This window comes from Acidobacteriota bacterium (assembly GCA_016208495.1).
Taxonomy (GTDB): domain Bacteria; phylum Acidobacteriota; class Blastocatellia; order Chloracidobacteriales; family Chloracidobacteriaceae; genus JACQXX01.
On sequence record JACQXX010000053.1, the window covers coordinates 23,013 to 44,963 of the forward strand.

The 21,951-nt window shown below is 49.5% G+C and carries 20 protein-coding genes; 4 read left to right on the forward strand and 16 right to left on the reverse strand.

Annotation, left to right across the window (positions count from 1 at the left end; all coding sequences use genetic code 11):
• Nucleotides 1–343: 343 nt before the first annotated feature.
• Nucleotides 344–670, forward strand: coding sequence for a DUF2089 family protein (locus HY774_08950; protein ID MBI4748606.1), 327 nt, complete (start codon nt 344–346; stop codon nt 668–670).
• Nucleotides 667–1,533, forward strand: a complete 867-nt coding sequence (locus tag HY774_08955) for a hypothetical protein (GenBank protein MBI4748607.1) — start codon at nt 667–669, stop codon at nt 1,531–1,533. Before HY774_08950 ends, HY774_08955 begins: the two co-directional genes overlap by 4 nt.
• Here the strand turns inward: HY774_08955 and HY774_08960 are convergent.
• From HY774_08960 to HY774_09000, 9 genes are all read right to left on the reverse strand, one after another.
• Complete coding sequence (locus HY774_08960; protein ID MBI4748608.1) at nt 1,436–1,780, reverse strand: type II toxin-antitoxin system HicB family antitoxin; 345 nt, start codon at nt 1,778–1,780, stop codon at nt 1,436–1,438. The genes HY774_08955 and HY774_08960 overlap by 98 nt on opposite strands.
• 171 nt (nt 1,781–1,951) lie before the next feature.
• The gene (locus HY774_08965) at nt 1,952–3,229 is read right to left on the reverse strand and encodes an ankyrin repeat domain-containing protein (GenBank protein ID MBI4748609.1); all 1,278 of its coding nucleotides are present in this window, start codon (nt 3,227–3,229) and stop codon (nt 1,952–1,954) included.
• Nucleotides 3,230–3,247: 18 nt separating this feature from the next.
• Nucleotides 3,248–3,733: a DUF3368 domain-containing protein gene (locus HY774_08970; GenBank protein ID MBI4748610.1), complete on the reverse strand. Its 486-nt coding sequence runs from the start codon at nt 3,731–3,733 to the stop codon at nt 3,248–3,250.
• Nucleotides 3,733–3,975, reverse strand: coding sequence for a UPF0175 family protein (locus HY774_08975; protein ID MBI4748611.1), 243 nt, complete (start codon nt 3,973–3,975; stop codon nt 3,733–3,735). The genes HY774_08970 and HY774_08975 overlap by 1 nt, the downstream gene beginning before the upstream one ends.
• 112 nt (nt 3,976–4,087) lie before the next feature.
• Nucleotides 4,088–5,860: a carboxypeptidase regulatory-like domain-containing protein gene (locus tag HY774_08980; protein ID MBI4748612.1), complete on the reverse strand. Its 1,773-nt coding sequence runs from the start codon at nt 5,858–5,860 to the stop codon at nt 4,088–4,090.
• 30 nt (nt 5,861–5,890) lie between these two features.
• Nucleotides 5,891–7,162: an ankyrin repeat domain-containing protein gene (locus HY774_08985; protein ID MBI4748613.1), complete on the reverse strand. Its 1,272-nt coding sequence runs from the start codon at nt 7,160–7,162 to the stop codon at nt 5,891–5,893.
• A gap of 23 nt (nt 7,163–7,185) precedes the next feature.
• Nucleotides 7,186–8,325, reverse strand: coding sequence for an ankyrin repeat domain-containing protein (locus HY774_08990; protein MBI4748614.1), 1,140 nt, complete (start codon nt 8,323–8,325; stop codon nt 7,186–7,188).
• A gap of 21 nt (nt 8,326–8,346) precedes the next feature.
• A complete protein-coding gene (locus HY774_08995; GenBank protein ID MBI4748615.1) occupies nt 8,347–9,663 on the reverse strand; it encodes an ankyrin repeat domain-containing protein in 1,317 nt (438 codons plus the stop codon).
• Nucleotides 9,664–9,684: 21 nt separating this feature from the next.
• A complete protein-coding gene (locus HY774_09000) occupies nt 9,685–10,998 on the reverse strand; it encodes an ankyrin repeat domain-containing protein (GenBank protein ID MBI4748616.1) in 1,314 nt (437 codons plus the stop codon).
• 425 nt (nt 10,999–11,423) lie between these two features.
• On the opposite strand from HY774_09000, the gene HY774_09005 reads away from it, so the two are divergent.
• Together HY774_09005 and HY774_09010 are read left to right on the forward strand one after the other, a co-directional pair.
• On the forward strand, nt 11,424–13,310 hold the full coding sequence (locus HY774_09005; protein MBI4748617.1) for an AAA family ATPase: 1,887 nt from the start codon (nt 11,424–11,426) through the stop codon (nt 13,308–13,310).
• Nucleotides 13,307–13,882: a hypothetical protein gene (locus HY774_09010; protein MBI4748618.1), complete on the forward strand. Its 576-nt coding sequence runs from the start codon at nt 13,307–13,309 to the stop codon at nt 13,880–13,882. Before HY774_09005 ends, HY774_09010 begins: the two co-directional genes overlap by 4 nt.
• Nucleotides 13,883–14,072: 190 nt before the next feature.
• Here HY774_09010 and HY774_09015 read toward each other — a convergent pair whose 3' ends face one another.
• The 7 genes from HY774_09015 to HY774_09045 form a co-directional block, all read right to left on the reverse strand.
• On the reverse strand, nt 14,073–15,095 hold the full coding sequence (locus HY774_09015) for a methyltransferase domain-containing protein (protein MBI4748619.1): 1,023 nt from the start codon (nt 15,093–15,095) through the stop codon (nt 14,073–14,075).
• 106 nt (nt 15,096–15,201) lie between these two features.
• A complete protein-coding gene (gene rsgA, locus HY774_09020) occupies nt 15,202–16,266 on the reverse strand; it encodes a ribosome small subunit-dependent GTPase A (GenBank protein MBI4748620.1) in 1,065 nt (354 codons plus the stop codon).
• 27 nt (nt 16,267–16,293) lie between these two features.
• Nucleotides 16,294–17,433 carry a serine hydrolase gene (locus tag HY774_09025; protein MBI4748621.1) on the reverse strand — a complete coding sequence of 380 codons (1,140 nt, stop codon included), beginning with the start codon at nt 17,431–17,433 and terminating at the stop codon, nt 16,294–16,296.
• Nucleotides 17,434–17,547: 114 nt separating this feature from the next.
• Complete coding sequence (locus tag HY774_09030; protein ID MBI4748622.1) at nt 17,548–18,582, reverse strand: hypothetical protein; 1,035 nt, start codon at nt 18,580–18,582, stop codon at nt 17,548–17,550.
• Nucleotides 18,583–18,646: 64 nt separating this feature from the next.
• Nucleotides 18,647–20,347 carry a hypothetical protein gene (locus HY774_09035; GenBank protein MBI4748623.1) on the reverse strand — a complete coding sequence of 567 codons (1,701 nt, stop codon included), beginning with the start codon at nt 20,345–20,347 and terminating at the stop codon, nt 18,647–18,649.
• Between the two features lie 191 nt (nt 20,348–20,538).
• Nucleotides 20,539–20,928, reverse strand: coding sequence for a hypothetical protein (locus HY774_09040; GenBank protein ID MBI4748624.1), 390 nt, complete (start codon nt 20,926–20,928; stop codon nt 20,539–20,541).
• Between the two features lie 124 nt (nt 20,929–21,052).
• A complete protein-coding gene (locus tag HY774_09045; GenBank protein ID MBI4748625.1) occupies nt 21,053–21,853 on the reverse strand; it encodes a DUF547 domain-containing protein in 801 nt (266 codons plus the stop codon).
• Nucleotides 21,854–21,951: the final 98 nt, after the last annotated feature.

Genomic DNA, 21,951 nt, shown 5'->3' on the forward strand with positions numbered 1-21,951 from the left:
TTTTCAAATTGTTTCCTATTTCATAGCAAAAAGGTGGCTATTCCTACTTCTACCGGATTTTGTGTTATGCCAGGTCAACGTTGGAAATAAAGAACTTGTCAGTACCACCCGCGTGAGCGGGTGGGGTTAGAAGCAAGCCGGCTCACCCACTGACGCGGGGGGTACTGACTGATTGGTTGTTCTGATTTGTCTCCAACACAAAATCCGGTAGAAGCAGGACTATTCCTTGAGTGAGATCTTCGCCAGGAACATCAGAATCTTAATAAAATTAAAGTTGACTTAATAAAATTAAATAATATAATTCAAGTTAACTTTAATATTATTAAAGAAAGAGCAAATTCAGATGTCTGACCTTTCACCTAATCCCTCTAAAGCCTGGTTGAATTTTCTTTCGGAGGAAGATCTGGCATTTATCCGCAATTTTATCCTGGCTTCGGGGTCGCTCAAAGAACTGGCGCTGGTCTATGGAGTATCCTACCCCACGTTGCGGCTTCGGCTGGATCGGTTGATTGAAAAAATCAAAATTGCCGAGGCGCACCAGTCAACCAGTCACTTTGAACGCACACTGCGGGCTCTGTATGCTGAAGGCAAAATCGAAATGGAAACCCTGCGAACCTTGCTGGCGGCTCATAAACTGGAACTGGAAAACCAAGGAGGAAATCAATCATGAAACCATTCATTCTCAAAGGGTTACTCATCACTGGCTTGTTTTTCCTTGTGGGTGCGGCGCAAACATCCGTTCATCGCATTGACTGGTCAAAAATGAAAGCTGCCGGAACACAACTTCCTGGAACACTGGCATCAGGAGAAACCCCAGACAAACTTGAGGCCCTCCGAATTGAAAACACCACGAACCAACCAGTGACGATCAAACTGGCCACGCTGGAAGCTCCAAAGTTGAGCCAGTCAAAGTGGCGGCTGACAGGGCGCATTCGGTATCAAAATGTGGAAGGTGCGGGCTACCTTGAGCTGTGGAATCATTTCAATCAGGGCTCATACTTTACCCGTTCCCTGGCTGATTCAGGACCAATGGGAAAAATCAGTGGTTCGTCAGAATGGCGCGATTTTGTGTTGCCGTTTGATGCTTCAACTGGGAATGCCCAATTGAAACTGACGAGACTGGAACTCAACCTGGTCCTTCCCGGAAAAGGCGTGGTCTTCATCGGACCAGTTGAACTGCACGAAGGATTTGGCTCGGCGGGGTGGTGGAATGATCCCAGCGGCGCCTGGCTTGGCGCCATTCTGGGCGTCAGTTTGGGTTGTGTCGGAGCGATGGTGGGAATTCTTTCCAGCCTTGGCAAAGCACGTCAACTTGTCTTGTGGTTGTGCCAGGGAGGATTTGTGGTGGGAATTGTGCTGCTGGTGGCAGGACTGGCCGCCCTGGCAACCGGTCAGCCTTATGGAATCTATTATCCATTGCTGCTGTGCGGTACGATCAGCGGACTGGTCTTTGGCTTGAATTACCGGACGCTGTTTCGCCGCTATCAGGAACTCGAACTCCGCCAGATGCAGGCCCGAGATGCGATGTTGTGACCGCAGCAGGCAACAGGTTTGCCTTTTTAGAGGATTGACCGCTGAATTCTTCCTCAACTTTCGGCTGAGGAAGTTCGATACCACTGCCTTTATAGGTTTCAATCATCAGGTTTAATGCTGTTTGGGCTTCGGCCAGGGCAGATTCCTGGGTATCTCCAAATGCAGATAAACCAGGAAACTCATGGCATGTCACGATATAAGCTTCATCTTCATCGCTCCATACAATCTTGAAACTATATTTATTCATCGTCTAACCTCTCGATTGCTTTCAGTAACTGACAGACCTGGTAAGGCTTGGCTTTGCCTTTGTCATCCTGGAAATTCAATAGCATTCAATCAAACACATTGCAAAACTCAGTTTAAAGAGTAAGCCTTTGTATATGAAGAATATAGATGTATTCCCCCTGTGTTTTGGGTGTTATGGATTTTTCGCGGGAATTATGAATGAAACATCGCTGCTCAACCATTTTGCAAATGTCAGTATTTTGGCAGCTTCTTTCTGCTCAGCATCCATGGCGTAGTCCAGCGCTGTTTTTCCAAACTGGTCTTTTGCTTCAATATCTGCTCCAGCTTTGATCAGCAGCTCGATAAATCTGGTTTTGCCCTCAAAGGCTGCAATCATCAACGCTGTGCGTCCCGACTGGTCGGCGGCATTCACATCCGCTCCACCAGCAATCAACAGCTTTGGAATGAAGGCTTTGTCCTGGAGCATCGCATACATCAGCGGCGTTGCTCCCACCTGATTTCGGGCGTTGACGTCAGCACCGTATCGCACCAGATATTTCGCAATCGTCTTGGAGTTCCCGACCAGCATCAGCGCCGTTTCGCCGAATTCATTCCGGGCATCTGGGTTCACCCCTTGCTTGAGTAACCCCAGCACAGCAGATTTATCACCCGTTTCGACTTGCTGTACAAGGATTGATTCAGTCTTTGTTTCATCCAAAGCCATCTCAGTTTGGAGTTCTGCCTGGGTTTCGGTGTCAACGAGGGTATCAGTTGTGATGATGAACCCACCCATTTCTCCCACTTCCAGGGCTGGATTTACCTCAATTCCTTGAGTTGAGGTAACTTCCAAACCTTCAACTTCAAGTCCCATAAAACCCACAGCACTTACCTTCAAGAGATAGTGTCCTTCGGTCACAGTATCAAACTGAAATCGGCCAAGCTTATCAGATTGAGAAAGCTGGATTTCACCTGAATTGATATTGATCAACCGAACTTCAGCACCGGTAATCGTCGCCCCAGACGTATCCTGAACTGTTCCTCGAACGACCCGTTCACCTTCCAATTTGGTTGAAAACTTCCTGGGAGCCGATGAATCTGACTGCGGCTGAACGATCTGAAATGATGTTTGGGCTGGTTCCTGCGCAAAAACAGGTGAAGTATTTAAAACAACTGCCATCACTCCGGCGGCAATCGGTAAGGCAATCCGTCGGAGCGCCGGACGGTCCATCCAGTCTGGAAGTGTCACGATTTGCTGGTCTTCCGGTCGTCGAAGATAGCGGATGCACAGATTCCCACTTGATCTCAGGACGAGTTCTTCGGCTTCGCGGCGGGTCATCGCCGACAGGTTGTGAACGTGTTTGCGGCAGTGGCTGCAGAAACGCACTTCATCGTTACCGACCATTTCGGTCCAGTCTTCGGTACAGGGTGATTTCACCTGTATGCAGTCCAAAATACCTTTGGTTCGATTCATGATCTGTTCCTTTTGGATTCACTCATCAACTGTTTGAAGTACCTGATGATAAAGCGCTGGGCTTACCCAAAAACCTGCCTTTGATCTCAGGTCATCCAACACTGGTTTGACGGCTGGCAGAACTCCGGTTCGTTTGGCTTCGATCAAAATGCCCAGGAGCCCAATACATTTGAGTCCAAAATGGCTGGCGACGGAACGACCCATCCGTTCGTCCAGAAGTACCAAATCAGCCTGAGTCTCAACGGCAAGTGCAATGGCTTCCGCCTCTCCCTGGTCCAAACTCAGGGTAAGCACAGTAATCAGTGGTTGATTGGTTATCGCGTGGACTTGAATCCAATTTGCCCCCTGAACTTCATCCGCACCGGGTTGCCCACTCCCTACAACCACGATTTCGTGATACACCGCCTGTGGAATCAGAATCGTTCCGAACACCTGGCGCAAGACATCCAGATGATTGATGGCGGCTAAATTGATGATTGGAGACGTGTTGCTGACAACCTTCATCATCGCCCCAACTGCTTTAAAGTATTGAGATCAGCTTCAAATTCACGGATGTCGTAATGCACCGGAATGTGACGACTTGCCAGCACGTGTTGGAACTGGATCTGACTTAAATCCGCCAATCGGCTGGCTTGTCCCAATGTTAACTTTTCCTTTTGGAACAGCATGACAGCTATTTCCTGGCGGAGTTCGTGTTCGGTCATGTGGGCTGTTTGCAGAATCTCATCTGGAATAACAAGGCTCATATTGTATGCTGCTCCCGGTTCAAGGTGTGGATAAGGGGTTGATTGTTTCTACGTCCATTTCAACCCATTGTCCAGAATGCGACTGGCTTTGGAAACAAACCTTTCTGCCAGTTCACCGATTGAAGGTTGGAGAAAGCTCAGCATTGGCGGCTTTGAGCAATTTGACGACCCCTGACTGGTCGGCATCAAGAGCATAGTCCAACGCTGTCTTCCCGAACTGGTCTTTCATCCCAACATCGGCCCCAGCTTTGATCAGCAGCTTGATGAATCTGGTTTTGCCCTCAAAGGCTGCAATCATCAAGGCTATGCGTCCCCACTGGTCGGCGGCGTTGACATCCGCTCCACCAGCAATCAACAGCTTTGGAATGAAGGTTTTCTCCTGGAGCATCGCATACATCAACGGTGTAGCGCCGACCTGATTTCGGGCGTTGACATCAGCGCCGTACCGCACCAGATATTTCGCAATCGTCTTGGAGTTCCCCACTAGCATCAGCGCCGTTTCGCCAAATTCGTTTCGGGTATCGGGCTTAACACCTTGTTTCAAGAGAGCAAGCACGGCTGATTTATCACCAGTTTCGACTTGCTGTAAAAGGATTGATTCAGTCTTTGTTTCATCCAAAGCCATCTCACTTTGAAGTTCCGTCTGGGCTCGGGTATCAACAAGTGAATTAGTAACCAAAACCATATCACCTGTCATATCTGGAAATTCTAGAATTGGATTGATTTCTTTTCGCCCACCTGAATCAATTTCTATTTTATCAATCTCGGTTCGCCTTAGCCCCTCAGCCTCGGCGCTCAACCGATACTTCCCAGCAGGAATTTTCTCGAACTGAAACTGACCGTATTCATCAGAGTCCAACGAGATTGCCTGCCCGGTTTCAAGGTTGGTTAACCTTAATTCAGCTTTCGGAACAACAACTTTGGTCTCATCACAAACCGTCCCATAAATACCTGTTTTTGAAACGGCTATGCTTGAACTTGAACCAAACTGCAGGATCGGAAAACCACGTTGAGCACGTGCTCGGGGTTGAGTTCCTGGTTGACTACATTTTGTTAGATTGAGTTGAGTAGATGTCTTGGGACGGAGTGGCTTGAGATCAATGGTGGGATCAAGTGTCACATTATCGCAAACCTCTGGAAGCACCAGATTGTCAGTTTTTTGTATCAAGACTTCACCAGATACTACTCCTATTACAGTATTTGCATTTTCATCCGGTTGAAGCACAACTTCCACTCTTTGATTCTCTCCCCTGGCGACCCTGATTCGTGGCAACTGACCAGCAATGAACCCGGCGGCTTCGACATCAAGGATAAAATCTCCTTCAATCACAATGCCGAGCCGAAATACTCCTTGTTCGTTGGCGGTGGTTGTCAACGATTCTCCAGTCATCGGGTTTGTACATTTCACTGTTGCACCAGCCAGAACAGCACCAGTCGTATCCTTGACGATTCCTTCTAAAGACAGTTCGGCTTTCACTTCAGCCGCTTGAAAGGAAGATTTTCCCCTGGCTGGATCAGTAACCTGAATGGCTGGTTTTGCCGAAGGCGAGTTTTGGGCCAGCGATGGCGCCGTATTGAGCGCCACGGCCATCACTCCAGCCGCCACCGGCAACACCAGCCCTCGGAGTGCCGGACGGTCCATCCAGTCTGGAAGTGTCACGATTTGCTGGTCTTCCGGTCGCCGAATGTAGCGGATGCACAGATTCCCACTTGATCTCAGGACGAGTTCTTCGGCTTCGCGGCGGGTCATCGCCGACAGGTTGTGAACGTGCTTACTGCAGTGGCTGCAGAAACGCACTTCATCGTTGCCGACCATTTCATTCCAGTCTTCGGTACAGGGCGATTTCACCTGTATCTGACTTAAAATATTGAGAGATTGCCTCATATACTTCCCTTCATTTTTTCTGGTATAGGGCTATTCATCTTCCTCTGCTTCAACAATGGGTGGTGAGGCTTTGGCTCCAATCAACTTGAGAAAAGCAATTGCCTTTTCCTCATCATGAGCAATGGCGTAATTAAGCGCTGTCTGACCAATCTTGTCTTTTGCATTGAGATCTGCTCCAGCCGTAAGCAAAAGCTTGAGGTATTTGATTTTTCCAGCGGCAGCGGCAATCATCAAAGCCGTTCGTCCATCCTGGTCAGCAGCATTTACCTCGGCTCCACGCTGAATCAATACCTTTGGAATCGCTGGGTCATTCTGCACCATAGAGAACATCAGCGGAGTCGCCCCAAACATACTTTGTGCCTTTACATCGGCCCCATATTGTAAAAGCAACAAAATCAAACCCTTATCCTCACAGGCAACCATGAGCGCTGTTTCGCCACAACCATTTCGGAGGTTTGGGGAAATTCCCTGTTTTAACCTTCGAAGCACTCCAGTTTGATTCCCTTCTTCAAGATCTTCAAAAAATGCCTGTGAATCCGGGTTGTCGAAAGCGCACTCAATGCGGTCGTCACGATGTTTGACCATCTCTTCAAGAGAAAATGAAAAAGTGAGTATCCCCATGAACGCACCAACTTCTAACTGCGGGTTAAACTGGAGCTGTTGCCCACTTCGAATCCTTAATTCATCCACGATGAACCGTTGGAAACCCTCGGCAGAAACTTCAATTTTGTAGGTCCCTTCGGCAAGGTTCGTGAATTGATAGTGTCCATCCTCGTCAGAAATTGCGATCTGCGTGGTTTCAGTTTTCAGGTTAATCAATGTTATTTCTGCATCCTGGATAGCTTCTTTTTGTTCATATTGAACCGTACCTTTCAATGTTGTGTTACCAGAACCATCTCCCAGCTTTGCTGGCTTTTGATCAGGTTGTTTTGCTGGCCTGGAATGCTCTTGTTTTGGTAGTTGTGGTCGTTGAGCCAGCGAAGGTGCCGTATTGAGCGCCACGGCCATCACTCCAGCCGCCACCGGCAACACCAACCGCCGGAGTGAAGGTCGGTCCATCCAGTCTGGAAGCGTCACAATCTGCTGATCTTCCGGTCGTCGAAGATAGCGGATGCACAGATTCCCATTTGATTTCAAGACGAGTTCTTCGGCTTCACGGCGGGTCATGGCGGACAGGTTGTGAACGTGCTTGCTGCAGTGGCTGCAAAAGCGCACTTCGTCGTTGCCGACCATTTCATTCCAGTCTTCGGTGCAGGGGGATTTCACCTGCACCCGGTCAAGAATGCGTAGACTTCGGTTCATGATTTTCTTTCTCCGGGAAAGGGTTAGTACCTGGTTGAAACTTTGGCTCCAGCCGCCTTGAGGAGCAGTATGACACTCTTGGACTCAGCATCACTGGCATAGTCCAGCGCTGTTTTTCCAAACTGGTCTTTGAACTCAACTTTGGCACCAGTCTTGATCAGCAGCTTGATAAATTTGGGTTTGCCCTCAAAGGCTGCAATCATCAATGCTGTTCGTCCCCACTGGTCGGCGGCGTTGACATCCGCTCCACCAGCGATCAAGAGCTTTGGAATGAAGGTTTTGTCCTGGAGCATCGCATACATCAGCGGCGTGGTGCCCACCTGATTTCGGGCGTTGACGTCAGCACCATACCGTACCAGATATTTCGCAATCGTCTTGGAGTTCCCGACTAACATCAACGCGGTTTCGCCGTGCTCATTACGTCCATTTGGTTGTATTCCCTGTTTCAGAAAACTAAGTACGGTAGGGGCATTTCTATTTTCAACCGCGCGTAACAGTTCACTTCCAGCAGGACGGCGGGAGGAAATCCCAGGATTCGTGCTCATCAAATTACTTGGCATGCCTATAGTCAATCCCACCAAGACGTCACCCCCGTGAATAGGAAGTTCCGTGATGGGCCGAGGACACAGGGTTTGATCAAGAGCTGGCACCGGCTCAATCAAAACAGAAGGACTTTGAGTATCACCACCGGATGAGGCTGAACCTGGAGTTTGAGTTGTTTGGGTCACCTGTCCTGAACTCGCACGATTGGAATGCATTGGACCCATTGTCTTCTTACCTGGCGAAGGTGGATCCTGTACCTTGATCACTGGTTTTGAAGAACCAGCCTTTTGTGCCATTGAAGGCGCCGTATTAAGCGCCACCGCCATTACCCCAGCCGCCACCGGTAACACCAGCCGTCGGAGCGCCGGACGATCCATCCAGTCTGGAAGTGTCACAATCTGCTGGTCTTCCGGTCGCCGAAGGTAACGGATACACAGATTCCCATTTGATTCCAGTACCAGTTTTTCAGCTTCGTGGCGGGTCATGGCCGACAGGTTATGAACGTGCTTGCTGCAGTGGCTACAGAAGCGCACTTCGTCGTTGCCGACCATTTCATTCCAGTCTTCGGTGCAGGGGGATTTCACCTGCACGTGGTCAATAATTCTCAGGTTTCGTTTCATAACTTTCTCTCCGGTGCAGGTTTAGCGAGTGGTGCAGGTTTCTTTTTTGAGGGTAGATTTGGACGAAACAGACGGTTTCGCGCCGGCAGCTTTGAGAACTTTGATAACCGCTGATTGATTGGCATCAATCGCATAATCCAGCACCGTTTTTCCCAGCTTGTCCTTTGCGTTGACATCAGCTCCTGCTTTGATCAGCAACTTGACGACTTTGGTTTTGCCATCAAAAGCCGCCAACATCAGGGCCGTTCGCCCATCTTTATCCGCTGCATTTACATCTGCACCTGCCTGGATCAGCATTTTTGGAATAGCCGTGCCCTCTGACAACATCCCGTACATCAACGGCGTCACGCCGAAGTAATTCTGGGCATTGGGGTTTGCTCCATACTTCAACAAGGCCTGGGCGAGTTTTTTGTAATCTTTAGCAATTTCCATCAGAGCGGTCCTATCAAATTGACCGCGAATATCGGGCGCATACCCTTTTTCCAGGAACAACGCCTCCACTTCCTCAGGTTCAGTGCATGGATAGAAGTCATCCCAAAATTCTTGAGCTTTTGGTTCCAGCTCCGGCCATTCGAGTTCTGCCTGTTCGTCCTTGTGGTAAACCCATTTTTCAACTTGCGAGAATTCAACAATTATCCCAACTGTAAAGGTTTCAACATCCAGCGCAATTTCCAAGGTGATCGCCTGAAATTCGAGGCTATCCCCTGCCTTGATATCAACTTCCTGTTGGAATTTGGCAAACCCTGGAGATTCAATTTCCAGCGAATACCGTCCATCAATCCCTGTTGGCAACTCAAATTGTCCTTTTTCAGTTGTAGTACAGGTTCTCTCTTCACCTGTTGTCAGATTGGTCAACTTCACAGATGCATCTGCAATCACAGCATCGGTTTGGTCCTTCACGACGCCAGATACCTTCGACCCACCACCGTGATTGGTGATAACTTCAGGAGATTTTCCATCTGTACTTTCAACCGTAATCGTTTGCTGCCCCGTGGGTTGAAGATCCTGACCCAAAGCTGGCGCGGTATTTAACGCCACCGCCATCACTCCGGCGGCAATCGGGAGCGACAATCGGCGGGTGAGCGCATTTCCCAACCGAACCGGAAGTGTCACCACAGTTTGATCCACCGGGTTGCGGCGATACCGGATACACAAATTCCCATTTGATTTCAAAACCAATGCTTCGGCTTCGCGGCGGGTCATCGCCGACAGGTTGTGAACGTGCTTGCTGCAGTGGCTGCAGAAACGCACTTCATCGTTGCCGACCATTTCATTCCAGTCTTCGGTGCAGGGCGATTTCACCTGCACGTGGTCAATAATTCTCAGGTTTCGTTTCATAACTTTCTCCTCAGTGCAGGGTTAGCGAGTGGTGCAGGTTTCTTTTTTTGGGGTAGATTGTGACGAAGCGGACGGTTTCGCTCCGGCAGCTTTGAGAACTTTGATAACCGCTGATTGATTGGCATCAATCGCATAATCCAGCACGGTTTTTCCCAGCTTGTCCTTTGCGTTGACATCAGCTCCTGCTTTGATCAGCAACTTGACGACTTTCGTTTTCCCATCAAAAGCCGCCAACATCAGGGCCGTTCGCCCATCTTTATCCGCCATGTTGACGTCGGCTCCAGCCTGGATCAGCATTTTTGGAATAGCCGTGCTCTCTGACAACATCGCGTACATCAACGGCGTCACGCCAAAGTGATCACGGGCATTGGAATTCGCACCGTGTTTCAACAAAACTTTGGTGAGGTTTTTATCACTTTTTGCGGCTCCCATAAGCGGTGTTCCATCAAATTGTCCGCGAATATCTGGAACATACCCTTCTCCCACTAAGAGTTCCTCTAATTCTTCAGAATCAGAGCAGTTATTGAATTTATCCCAAAATTCTTGAACATCTGGCTCCAGGTCAGGCCATTCAAGTTCTGCCTGTTCGTCCTTGTGGTATACCCATTTTTCAACTTGCGAGAATTCAACAATTATCCCCATTCTGACAACATCGGTTTCATCAATATCCAAAGTGATGGCTCTAAATTCGAGGCTATCCCCTGCTTTGATATCAACTTCCTGTTGGAATTTGGCAAACCCTGGAGATTCAATTTCCAGCGAATACCGTCCATCAATCCCCGTTGGCAACTCAAATTGTCCTTTTTCAGTTGTAGTACAGGTTCTCTCTTCACCTGTTGTCAGATTGGTCAACTTCACGGATGCATCTGCAATCACAGCATCGGTTTGGTCCTTCACGACGCCAGACACCTTCGACCCACCATCATGATCGATTACAAATTCAGGAGACTTCCTATCTGTACTTTCAACCGTAATCGTTTGCTGTCCCGTGGGTTGAAGATCCTGACCCAAAGCTGGTGCAGTGTTTAACGCCACGACCATCACTCCGGCGGCAATCGGGAGCGACAATCGCTGGGCAAATGCATTCCCCAACCGAACCGGAAGTGTCACCACCATTTGGGGTTCAGGGTTGCGACGATACCGGATGCAAAGATTCCCGTTCGACTTCAAAACCAGCGCTTCGGCTTCGCGGCGGGTCATCGCCGACAGGTTGTGAACGTGTTTGCTGCAGTGGCTACAAAAGCGCACTTCGTCGTTGCCGACCATTTCGGTCCAATCTTCGGTGCAGGGTGATTTCACCTGCACCCGGTCTAAAAGTGTCAAACTCCGGCCCATAAGTTTTTCTCCTTCGGTTCATTAAGTGCCTTGATTCAGACAATGCTTGCGCACAACTTCTCGGGAACCAGGAAGTCTCTCCAACAAGAATCGGGTTTCACCACAATGCTGCCCGCGTGACAGGCGGCTCTGAATCAAGTCCAGAGCATTTTTTGTTGTTTTGGATATTTTGAGATCAGGTGTGCCAAAGCATGGACTGCTTTGCTGGAATGTTCAATGGCAGAGGATGAGGCTGGATTTCAGATGGAGCAAAGAAAAAAACGAGACCACCTGACGAAGAGAACCAGAATATCCCTGAGATTGACGAATTGCTTGTTTTTCCAGTTTCCGTGATGCTAAATTGGCAAAAGTCTATCGCTCACAAGCCCTTCTCAGAGAATCAGATACTCATTCAATTCAAGAAAAGCTTCTGAATAAGCACTGCCATGTATATCAGCCTTGAATACATTCAACTGGCGCTCGACCAGCTCAAATCCCTGCATCCCTTTTATGGGATTACCTTTCTGGTCTGCAAATTGAACAAGCTACCAGTTGGACAAGTGAAACCATTTTTAAAGACCACACGAGAAGAAGCATTTCTCAAAGAGTATTTTCACCCAGCCATAGACTCAGAATATTTTTATCAGCTCTTCCTAAACCTGAAACCAGAAGAGGATAGATGGATAGACGCTCTTTCATTTAAATCCAGGCTCATCAGCATCCGTGCCGAAACCCCTCATATCTCAGAAGCTCTCCGTCCTGAGCGGCAGTACAGCCATTGGGGTTGGTCGCTAAATTATGTACAAAATTTAAGTAACCATCTGCAAAATCAGAGGATACCTATCCTTTTCCTTGCTGTCTGGTTGTATCGTGAGCGGGACTTTCCGGCTGATGCCACACCGCAAACCATCATCAATCGTTTTGTCGAGGAATTTCACCTGACATCTGAAGAACTTGAAAACCTGTGTGATGTGTCTATTCCAGAAAACGTGAATGTTCCTTGCTTGCAAGAAAATCCAGTTGCCTGGGGAGAATTGAGACAACTCATTGGTTCACCTCCTGATGAAGATCCTTCTAAACAAGGTGGAGCATTAGGCTATCTTAAACTGGTTGAAATCGGCCCGGCCCGAAACCTGACGGTTGAGCTGGCTGACCGACTGAACCTTCTGACCGGTGACAATGGTCTTGGGAAATCGTTTTTGCTCGACTGTGCGTGGTGGGTACTCACCGGAGAATGGGCTGGGCAACCTGCCTATCCAAGAACTGACGCCAAAAGTCCCAAAATCATTTTCAAGATTGCAACACCTGTAAATAACCTGAGTGAAGAAATTGAAGTCGCCTATGATTGGAATGCGACCGGTGAAAATAAATGGGCAACTCCAAAACTTCCAGTTATCCCAGGTCTGTCGCTGTATGTGCGAGTTGATGGATCTTTCGCCGTGTTTGATCCGGCGCGCCGAAAACAATCGCAAACCTCTGTTTTCTCAAAAGAAGATGTGCGCGATGGGCGAGGAACAGAAATCAATGGACTGATTCGAGATTGGGTAACCTGGCAATACAGTCCTGACCAGCATGCCTTTCAAATGCTCACTGAAGTCCTTCGCCACCTCTCTCCGCCTGATGTCGGAGACCTCGGCACGCTCAAACCAGGAAGACCAATCCGAATCGCAGGTGACAGCCGCGATATTCCTACGGTGGAACACCCGTATGGCACTGTTCCAGTAATTTACACTTCGGCGGGTGTCCAACGAATCATCACACTTGCCTATTTGCTGGTCTGGATCTGGCAGGAACATCAGGTCAATTCAAAAGCCATTCGGAAAACCCCAGAACGCAAACTCGTTGTTTTGATTGATGAACTGGAATCTCATCTCCACCCACAATGGCAACGGAGCATCCTTCCAGCCCTGTTGACAGTTACGAATGCCCTTTCATCGAAATTGACGACTCAGTTGTTTATCGCCACCCACTCACCGATTGTGGTTGCCTCTACCGAACCGCATTTCAACTCTGAACGAGACAAGCTGTTTCATCTTGATCTGGTGGAGACCAACCTGTTTGGCAAAGAAGCGGCCATTCGAGAAGTGGATTTCGTCCGCTACGGCAGAATCGGTTCGTGGTTAACGTCAGAAATCTTCGATTTACAGCAGGATTACGGCCCTGTCGAAGCCGAGCGGGCCATTGAGGAAGCCAGGTCATTGCAACAAAGCGAAAACCCCGATCAGGAAAGGATCAAAGAGGTGAGCGGCAAATTGGAGCGGTACCTGTCTGATTTGGATACCTTTTGGCCGCGATGGGTGAAATTTGCCGAAAAACATGGAGTTGAGCTTTGATACCAGTCCAACCACAGCCCGAACCACCAGAATTTCATCAACGCGTCAGAGTTCCAGGTCAAGATTTTCTGATGACAAACCCGTCTCCCAAACAAGATGATTGGGACGGGAAAGAACACTGGAGAAGAGCAATACCTGATTTAAGAATAGCTTACAGAGGAATTTGTGCTTATTCGTCTTTGAGAATTCTTCCAATAGAAGTAGCAACGGTGGATCATTTTGTTCCAAGGAAGACACATCCACACCTGGCGTATGAGTGGAGTAATTTTCGTCTTGCCCGACATCGCATCAACTCCAAAAAAGGTGAATTTACAGTCCTGGATCCATTCACAATTGGCGATGACTGGTTTGTGCTGGATTTTTCAACCTTTATGGTTCACCCAAACAACAATTTGACTGAAGTTCAAATGGGCCAAATAAGAGAAACTATCCAGCGTTTGGATTTGAACCATCAAGACTATGTTGAAATGAGAGCTGAATGGTATACCGAGTTCAAGAATAACCTTCAAGCATTAGAAAGATATTCGCCATTCATCGCTTATGAAATGAGAAGACAAGAGATCGTTCCTTAACCCCACTCAATTCCAACCCATAAAAAGCAAACCGGTTGAACTCACAGAAGAAGTTCAACCGGTTTTTGTTTATCAGCTTTTGAGTTTATGCCTTTTCGGAATCAGGTCCTGAAAATAGGAGAAAGTTAAATCATTGAAGGAATTGTCTTTCCCTGAATCCCGAACCCTGAACCCCGAACCCTCAACGGTTTTATTTAAAGGACACTACCACTCGCTGAATCGTCGGCGGGAGTTCGTGGAGTTCGCTTCGGCTATAGCCGGTTTTGGTAAACATTTCGTCATACTGGGCAAAGGTGTAGGCATCTCCGGCGGGCGTTCCATTGAGCATGGTCAAACTGAACATGGCCGCCATCGGAGGTGTCACGCGGTCTTCGTTCGGGACAAATTCAAGCGTCACGACGCGGCCTCCGTCAGCCAGCGAAGCATGGATTTTTTCCAGCAGCTTTTCACAGGTCGGAATATCAAAATGATGCAGAAAATTGGTCAGCAGCACGATGTCGTACCCAGTTCCAAAATCAACCTCAAAGGCGCTCCCTGGCAACGTGTGATGGCGATCCGAAACACCAGCTTTTCCGGCATTTTCTTTGGCAACTTCAAGCACGCTGGCCCAGTCAACGGCGGTAACCTGGGCTTGTGGGTACGTTTGGGCAAAGGCAATTCCATACAAACCATGCCCGGCGGCAATGTCGAGCACTTTGGAAGGCCGATCAGACGGCAATTCGATCAACTTCGCCAGAATTTGGGCTGGCATCGCCATCATCGGTGCCATACCACGTGCAAATCGGACCCAGACTGGATGATCCGGTGCCACCGACCCACCCTCTGGCAAGGACGTAGTGCCGGTTTGTACGGTTTTCGTCAGTTCCTGGAAACCATCTATCAACATGGGTGACAGCATAAATTCCAGGATACTTCCCAGATAAGCCGGTGATTTTCGGCTTAGAAACACTGCCGAATCCTGGGTCAGGTGATATTCACTTCCCGTTTTGGTCAGAAATCCAATCACACAGAGGTAATCGCACAAAATCCGAGTGCCACGTTCTGAAGCCTCGCAAAAGGCAGCAATGGCCTGGGCGGTGGAATTGCCATCGGCAATCGCAGTGAAAACATCAAGTTCAATCGCGGTTTTGATCGCCGCTGTTTTTTGGTAGCTGTTTACGGTTTCAAAAAATAAGGCCGGCGACGGGGCACCGGCTGGGGCCTGTGTTGACATAAAATTCTCCGAAAAAATGGAATTGAAGATAGAGTGATGTGCGAACCAGTGGAATGCTTTTGTATTTCCCTGAACCCTGAACCCTAACCCCTGAACCCTGAAGGTCTTACCAGCCTTTGCGCTTTTGTTTTGGAATTTGGGTCAGCCGTTTGACGCGCTGGCGTTCGACCGCCTGCGCCCGGTGGGTTTGGCGAACTTCGAGGAGCTGAATTTCACTTTGGAGCTGGCGATAGCTTGAGTAACGGCTTGGATCAAGGGTTCCATTTTGGAGGGCGTTCAGCACGGCACAGGAAGGTTCGCTTTCGTGGCGACAATCTCGGAAATAGCAGTCTTCGGCAATCGTCTGGATATCTTCGAAGGTCTCGCGGATCCCTTCACCCGTGGCCCACAACTGCAGTTCGCGCATGCCAGGCGTGTCAATCATAATCGCCCCCGACGGAAGCATCATCAATTCACGGCGGCGGGTGGTATGCTTGCCACGGTCGTCCCCGTCGCGGACCTCCTGGGTCTTTTGAGTATTTTGTCCAAGCAGGCGGTTGACCAGGGTAGATTTGCCGACGCCAGAGGACCCTAACACCGAAATCGTTTCGCCTTTCTTCAGAAAGGGCTCAAGCGCACCGAGTCCAGCGCCATGTTTGGCGGAAATACATACAATCGGAACACAGATGGCCACGGCACCAACTTCACGCAATCGCTGGTCACGGTCGGCACACTTATCAGCTTTGTTGAGAACAATCACTGGCTGAGCGCCGCTTTCCCGAACCAGTGTCAGAAATCGTTCAATTCGGCGCACGTTGAAATCCTGGTCCAATCCTGAAACGAGAAAAATCCAGTCAACATTGGCGACGACGATCTGTTCTTCGGTTTTGGCACCGGCGACCTTGCGGGAAAATTTGCTTTTGCGCGGGAGGACGGCTTCGATGAGGGCCTGTGAGGTTGGAGTTGGCGGCGTCAGGGCCACCCAATCACCAACCGCCGGGTAATCGGCCCGGCTTTCGGCCAGATATCGCAAACGGCCACTGACTTCGGCGTGAACTTCACCAGTGTCAGTATAAATGAGCGAGCCAAGTCGGTCCTGGGAATAGACTCGACCAACGATCATCCCTTGCTGGGCATAGGGCTGAAAGCTGTTTTCAAAAGATTCATTCCAACCAAGTGCTTCTTTGTTCAAGTTCACTATCCTCATGCGCCTCGAAACTTACTTTTGTCCCTGGTTTGGAAGCAAAAGGTCTGCCACCTGACGTGTCAGCCGGGATGGATTGATTGACCCAAGATTTGCCAGACAGATCACCGAGAGCCGATCAGCGGGAAATCGAATCATTTCCGCTCGATACCCGGCCCAGGCGCCGTTGTGATGAATGATCTGGTGGCCATTCCAGTTACCAACCATCAGCCCACAAGCATACTCTAACTTTCGGCCTGAGTTCAAAACACCTGGTGTAGTCAGACGCGTAATCAGATCCTGACCACTCACCAGTTTATTCTGATAAAAACTCTGATCCCAGAGAAATAAATCTTCCACCGTTGTCATCACGCCACCATCACCAACGGTATCCAGTAATGACATTTCAAGTCGAAATCCTCCAGACCGAATCGGAGCATACCCAATCGCCCGGTTTTTGACAATCCGGGTAAAGTCGTCATGAATGTGGGTTTGTGTCATTCCCAAGGGTTTGAAAATTTGCTGTTCGGCAAATTCACTCAGCCGGGTTCCACTGACACGTTCGACGATTTCCGACAGTAAGAAATACCCTGAATTGCTGTATTTGTGCTGGTCGCCCGGAGTGAATTCGGTTTTTGGCACCGATTGAATGAACTTGATCACGTCTTCTTCAGTGGCAATATTTTCAAGTCGAACTCCAGCCTGAATCATAAGTTGGAGGTAATCTTGAATTCCGCTGGTGTGATGCAGGAGATGCCGGATCGTAACAGGTGGGTCGTATTTGGGGAGTTCGGGGAGGTACTTTCGAATGTCATCGTTGACTGAAAGCTTTCCCTGCTGTTCCAAAATCAAAATACAGGCGGCAGTAAACTGTTTTGACATCGAGCCGACATCAAACACCGTCTGTGGTGAAATTGGAACATTGTGTTCCAGGTCAGCAATGCCATAGCCGCGCTTGTAGACAATTTGACCATCCTTGATCACCGCCAGCGCACACCCTGGCGAATCAGGCTTGTTCCACTGGGCAAACAAGGCGTCAATTTGCTCAATTTTGGCTGGTGAAAGCGTGGCGGGAACTGGCGGTGGCGTCTGGGCCAGGGCGTGAAATCCAGTAGACAGACAAAAAACGATGCAAAGAGCCAGCAGGGCTCGTACCCGAACAGAAGCGGCGATCATGAATGTGGTCCTTTTGTGCCTGGAGGAATCAGGTATCGAGCCCCGGGAGGGTGAGGAGATACCTTTGACATGTTGTGGTGGAAATCGCGGGTACGAATGTCAAAGGTAAAATGTTCAAAACACTCGACTCACTCCTAAAATCCAGAACTGACCAGCCGGATAATTCCGACCATCAACCGCAAATAGCACGCCACCAGTCACAATCGTGCGTGGAGTAATTGAAAAATTCGCCAGTGGACCAAGTGCAAAAATTCGGCGTCCAGTTTGCTTGTCAAAATCAGGTTTGAACCCTGGTGGGAGTGCTCCCTGCGTGCCAACCGTTTTCACAATCCCGTCGTTGCCAACTCGAATCGTGCGGAACGGAACGTCAAAGTTGCCTTGCTCGATACCATTTCCGGCCAGTGTGAGCGACAACCGACTGAACAATGAATAATTGACCTGAAAGTTGTAGATAAATTCATTGGCTGGATCAATCGGGAGCACTTCGTTGGTAAAGGCGTCAATCGCCCCGTCTTTTTGGGCTTTTCTTAATCGAATCCCCGCTTCGCCGCCAATCCGGAGCGTGCGATCTTTGACGATAAAGCTCTTGCTGATCTGACCTGTGATGTCAAAGTCGGTCTGGCCTTCATCAATCGGCAAGGTGGTTCCGGCAAAACCACGCTGCAAGTCAGTTGAGTTGGCTGGAAGTTTCACATCAAATTTGGCCGTCAAATAAAACGGTTCGTTGACCAGGTTATAGCGCACGCCAAACCGCACGTTGCTCAGCGCGCTGGCCGAGGGTGAAAACTCTGGTGGATCTTTGATCACGCGTCCATCACGGCCAATGCTGGCCAGTTCGCTGTTGGCATAAGGAATCGTGACGTGGGCTTCGAGACGGTCAGTGATGCCATAGGCCACGTCAAATGAAAGCAAATTGGTTTTGGTGGTACCGCGAAAATCGGGTCCGGCGGGAGGAATCACCCGCACCCGGTCCCCAAGAAAATCAAAGCGCTTCTCCGTATCGGATCTGGTGTAGAAAACTGAGAAAATCCCCCTTCCCTTTGGCAAGGTTTCAGCCTGGGCCCACACCGAATCAGTTCCGATGATGCCGCTTACTATCACCACGGTCAGAAGTGTAAAAAGTGCCTTTGCGAGCTGATGAAGTGACATAGTGCCTTTCCTGAAAAAGAAAACCGCACCCAGGAAATTCGAATTCCCTGGGTGCGGTGGTCAATTAGTTGAATCGAACCCGAAAGATGGTCTGTGTTTTATCAACGAGAAGGAAAATTTCACCACGTGAATTGACAAACAGCCCTCTCAGCGCATCGGCGCCCTGTTTGGTGTCATAAGTCGCAACCAGTTGGCCGGTTTGGGTGACTTCGGTCAACATTCCATTTCCACGATCTGAAACCAGCAAGTTGCCGTTTGGCATCAGAACCAGTCCAAATGGATATTGAAATCCATTGCGCAACACCCGCTGATTGCCGTTCGTCTCGTCAACGGCCACCAGCACGCCGCGAGAGGAATCAAGGGCGAAAATCGTCCGGGACGCTTTGTTATAGGCCAGTTGTTCCAGTCCTCGGGTGTTGGCATCGGTGGTCGAGAGACCAAATCCTCGCGCAATAACCCGACCAGTGGAGCGGGTGTCAGGATCAATAAATCGGATTTCCCCCGTGCCGCCATTCGACAAAAAGAATGTACGCGAGACCAACCCATCCACACCGAGCATATACCGTGGATTTGAAACGCCACCGAGATTCCCTGGGGCAATGCCTTCGGCACCGAAATCGGAAGATCGGAAGGAACGCGATGCCAGAATTGTGGGCACACAGGTCGTGTAGGCGACTTCAGTGCTATAAAAGGCAATCGAGGAAACCAGCAGGAAGGAATTGCGCTGCACCTGACGAACTCCACCCGTGGAATTGAGCAACACCAGTGACCGGGTTGAATACTGGGTCACGACATACGAGCCATCAGGAACTTCGGTCATGTGATAAATGTCGGGACCCGTATCCGGACTTTTCCCAAACTGGATCAGTTCGACCGTGCGGCCCGGTGCCGGTTTTTCTTCGACGGTGAAGGTCACATTTTCCGAGGAAACACCATTGGGTGTGGTCACGCTCAGTGTTCGAGCCCCAGGCGCCGCCGCATCTTGAATCGTAATCGCCACTGGAAAACTGGTTTCCGTACCACCGGGCAAAACGGCAACCGTGGCACCGCTTCCACTCAGTGAAACAGCACTGGCGCCACCGAGTCGAAAACCACTAATCACCGCATTGACGGTTTCTCCCTGGATTCCGCTGGCCGGGTCAATCCCGCTCACCACAGGTTTGGTTTCATCCGGCGCCGTGACGGTAAAACTCACGGTTTCAGTTTGAGCTGTTCCGGCGGCAGTCGTCACCGTAATGCTGTGTTTTCCAACCACTGCATCCTGAGCAATCACAAAAGTCACCGGGAGTTGCGTCGGATTCACTGAACTCGTGGTTGAAACCGTAACCCCTTCAGCACTGACGGTGACAGTACCGCCATACAGGTTGCGGCCTTCAATGACTGTGGTGACGGTGGTGCCGGCTTTTCCAGCGGCTTCTTGAATGCGTGTCAACTGGGGACGGGCTGCGGCATTGGCAACAAAGACTTCGGAGCGCTGATTTGAAGCCGTGTTCAACACCTGAAAAACCGTCTGGTCACCGCTGGAATTGATTGCGGCCAGCCGGTCATCAGTGGCCCGCAGTCGGGTTGGGCTGCCATCACTGGCCGTTCCGTTTTTTAGCGCTTTGGTTTTTTGGGCGGCAACCCCATTGATTTCAACGGTGCTCCCGCCTTTCACAAAACCGGAACCGGTGACGTTGGCCCGAACCTGACCATTGGCATTTTTAGAAATTGAAACATTTGAAATTGCCGGCCCTGAAGATTGGGCAACAGCAGCGACTGACATTCCAAAAATCACAAGATAAAAACCGAAAAGTTGAAATATTGAACGATATCTGTTTCGAATAGAATATTTTAGAAGCGGCATACCATTTCCTTCGATTGAGTCAATACACTTGAAGGAAGGAGCGGAAAGAAACAGCTATTCCGGATTTCGCCTCCCTCTCCTCCCAAACCAGGCATCAGGAGCGATGCCTGTTACTGTTTCAACACTTTGATTTCGACGGCCATTTTATCAACTTCCTGGTACATCACCTTGACGCTGGCATTGGCCACCAGATCTTCGACAGTCAAATTTTTGCGACCACCGAAAGCGGCTGAGTCTTCAGCCTTGAATTTTGTCTTTTTGGTCAGGGTGAGGGTGAGTTCACGATTTTTCTGGTCTTTGATGGTGACCATGTTTTTTGCAGTATCAACACTCAGCACGGTGGCGCGCACAGCTTTGGTTGGAGCAAAGGCATCAGTTGCACCTGGGCGCGGTGGACTGATGGCGCCACCGCCGCCGCCAGATGCCAGGGCGGGCCCAGCCAGCAGTGTCAAACCAAGCAGTGCGGATAATCCTGAAAGCGACATTTTTTTCAAATTCATACTGTAACCCTCTCACGTAAGTCATTAGATAAAAACAGATTTAGACCATTTCTGGAAAAGAACTTGAGATACAGTCCAATCAAACCCCCGCCTAAAGGCGGAACTCTTAACTTTTCCCACCAGGTTAATTTGGATGATTGAGATTCCAATCGTAGGTTAGAAAAGTAACTTTAGCATTTGCAGCCGCTACGTCTGACCGGTATTTTGCGACAAAAGACGGGACATTTCCAAAATCGTCCTTATACCAGTCAAAAATTGAAGAGACAGAAAGGCTCCCGGATGCAGCATCCCAGGCAGCGCCTTTGGTCGCATCGGCCAGAAATTCACGCGTGACGGTATCAAGAAATTCATTGAGGTCTTTGCCTTCAAAAGCACGTGGCTGCAGGTTTGGACAGCCAACCGAAGCACAATTGATCGCAAAGTGGATGCGGGGATCTTTGTAGCGCGGTCTGAGAACTTTATTTTCGATTTGATCGAGCGAAAGCTCAGTGTTGGCAACCGGATAGGGGGTTTGCCAGAAGTTTTTGGCTTTGGGATCTTTCAAAGCGTCAAAATTCACGCTTTTCAGTGGATACTTCTCAAGCACCGCATTGAGCGTGATGGCATTATAGGCATTGATCCAAAAGGCTTTCTGGTCAGTTTCAGGGAGGTATTCAGGATGGGCTGTCGCCAGCCGTTTGACATACGCGGCCAGGGCAGCTTTGTCAGCCGCATTGGCGACCCATTCACTGTATTTCACACGACCACCGACGACATATTTTTTGAGGAGCGTGTCAAATTCAGCATGTGAGAAGGTTTCAGTTTTCCCGGCTGGTGGCGGAGCTGAGACAGGTGGGAGTTTTGGTGACGGCGCAGTTTGATTGCAGCCGATAGCAGTGACAAATACGACAAAAAAGAAGCTGATGAAAATAAAGCGATACCACATATTTAGGGTTCAGGGTTCAGGGTTCAGGGTTCAGGGTTCAGGGTTCAGGGTTCAGGGTTCAGGGTTCAGGGTTCAGGGTTCAGGGTTCAGGGTTCAGG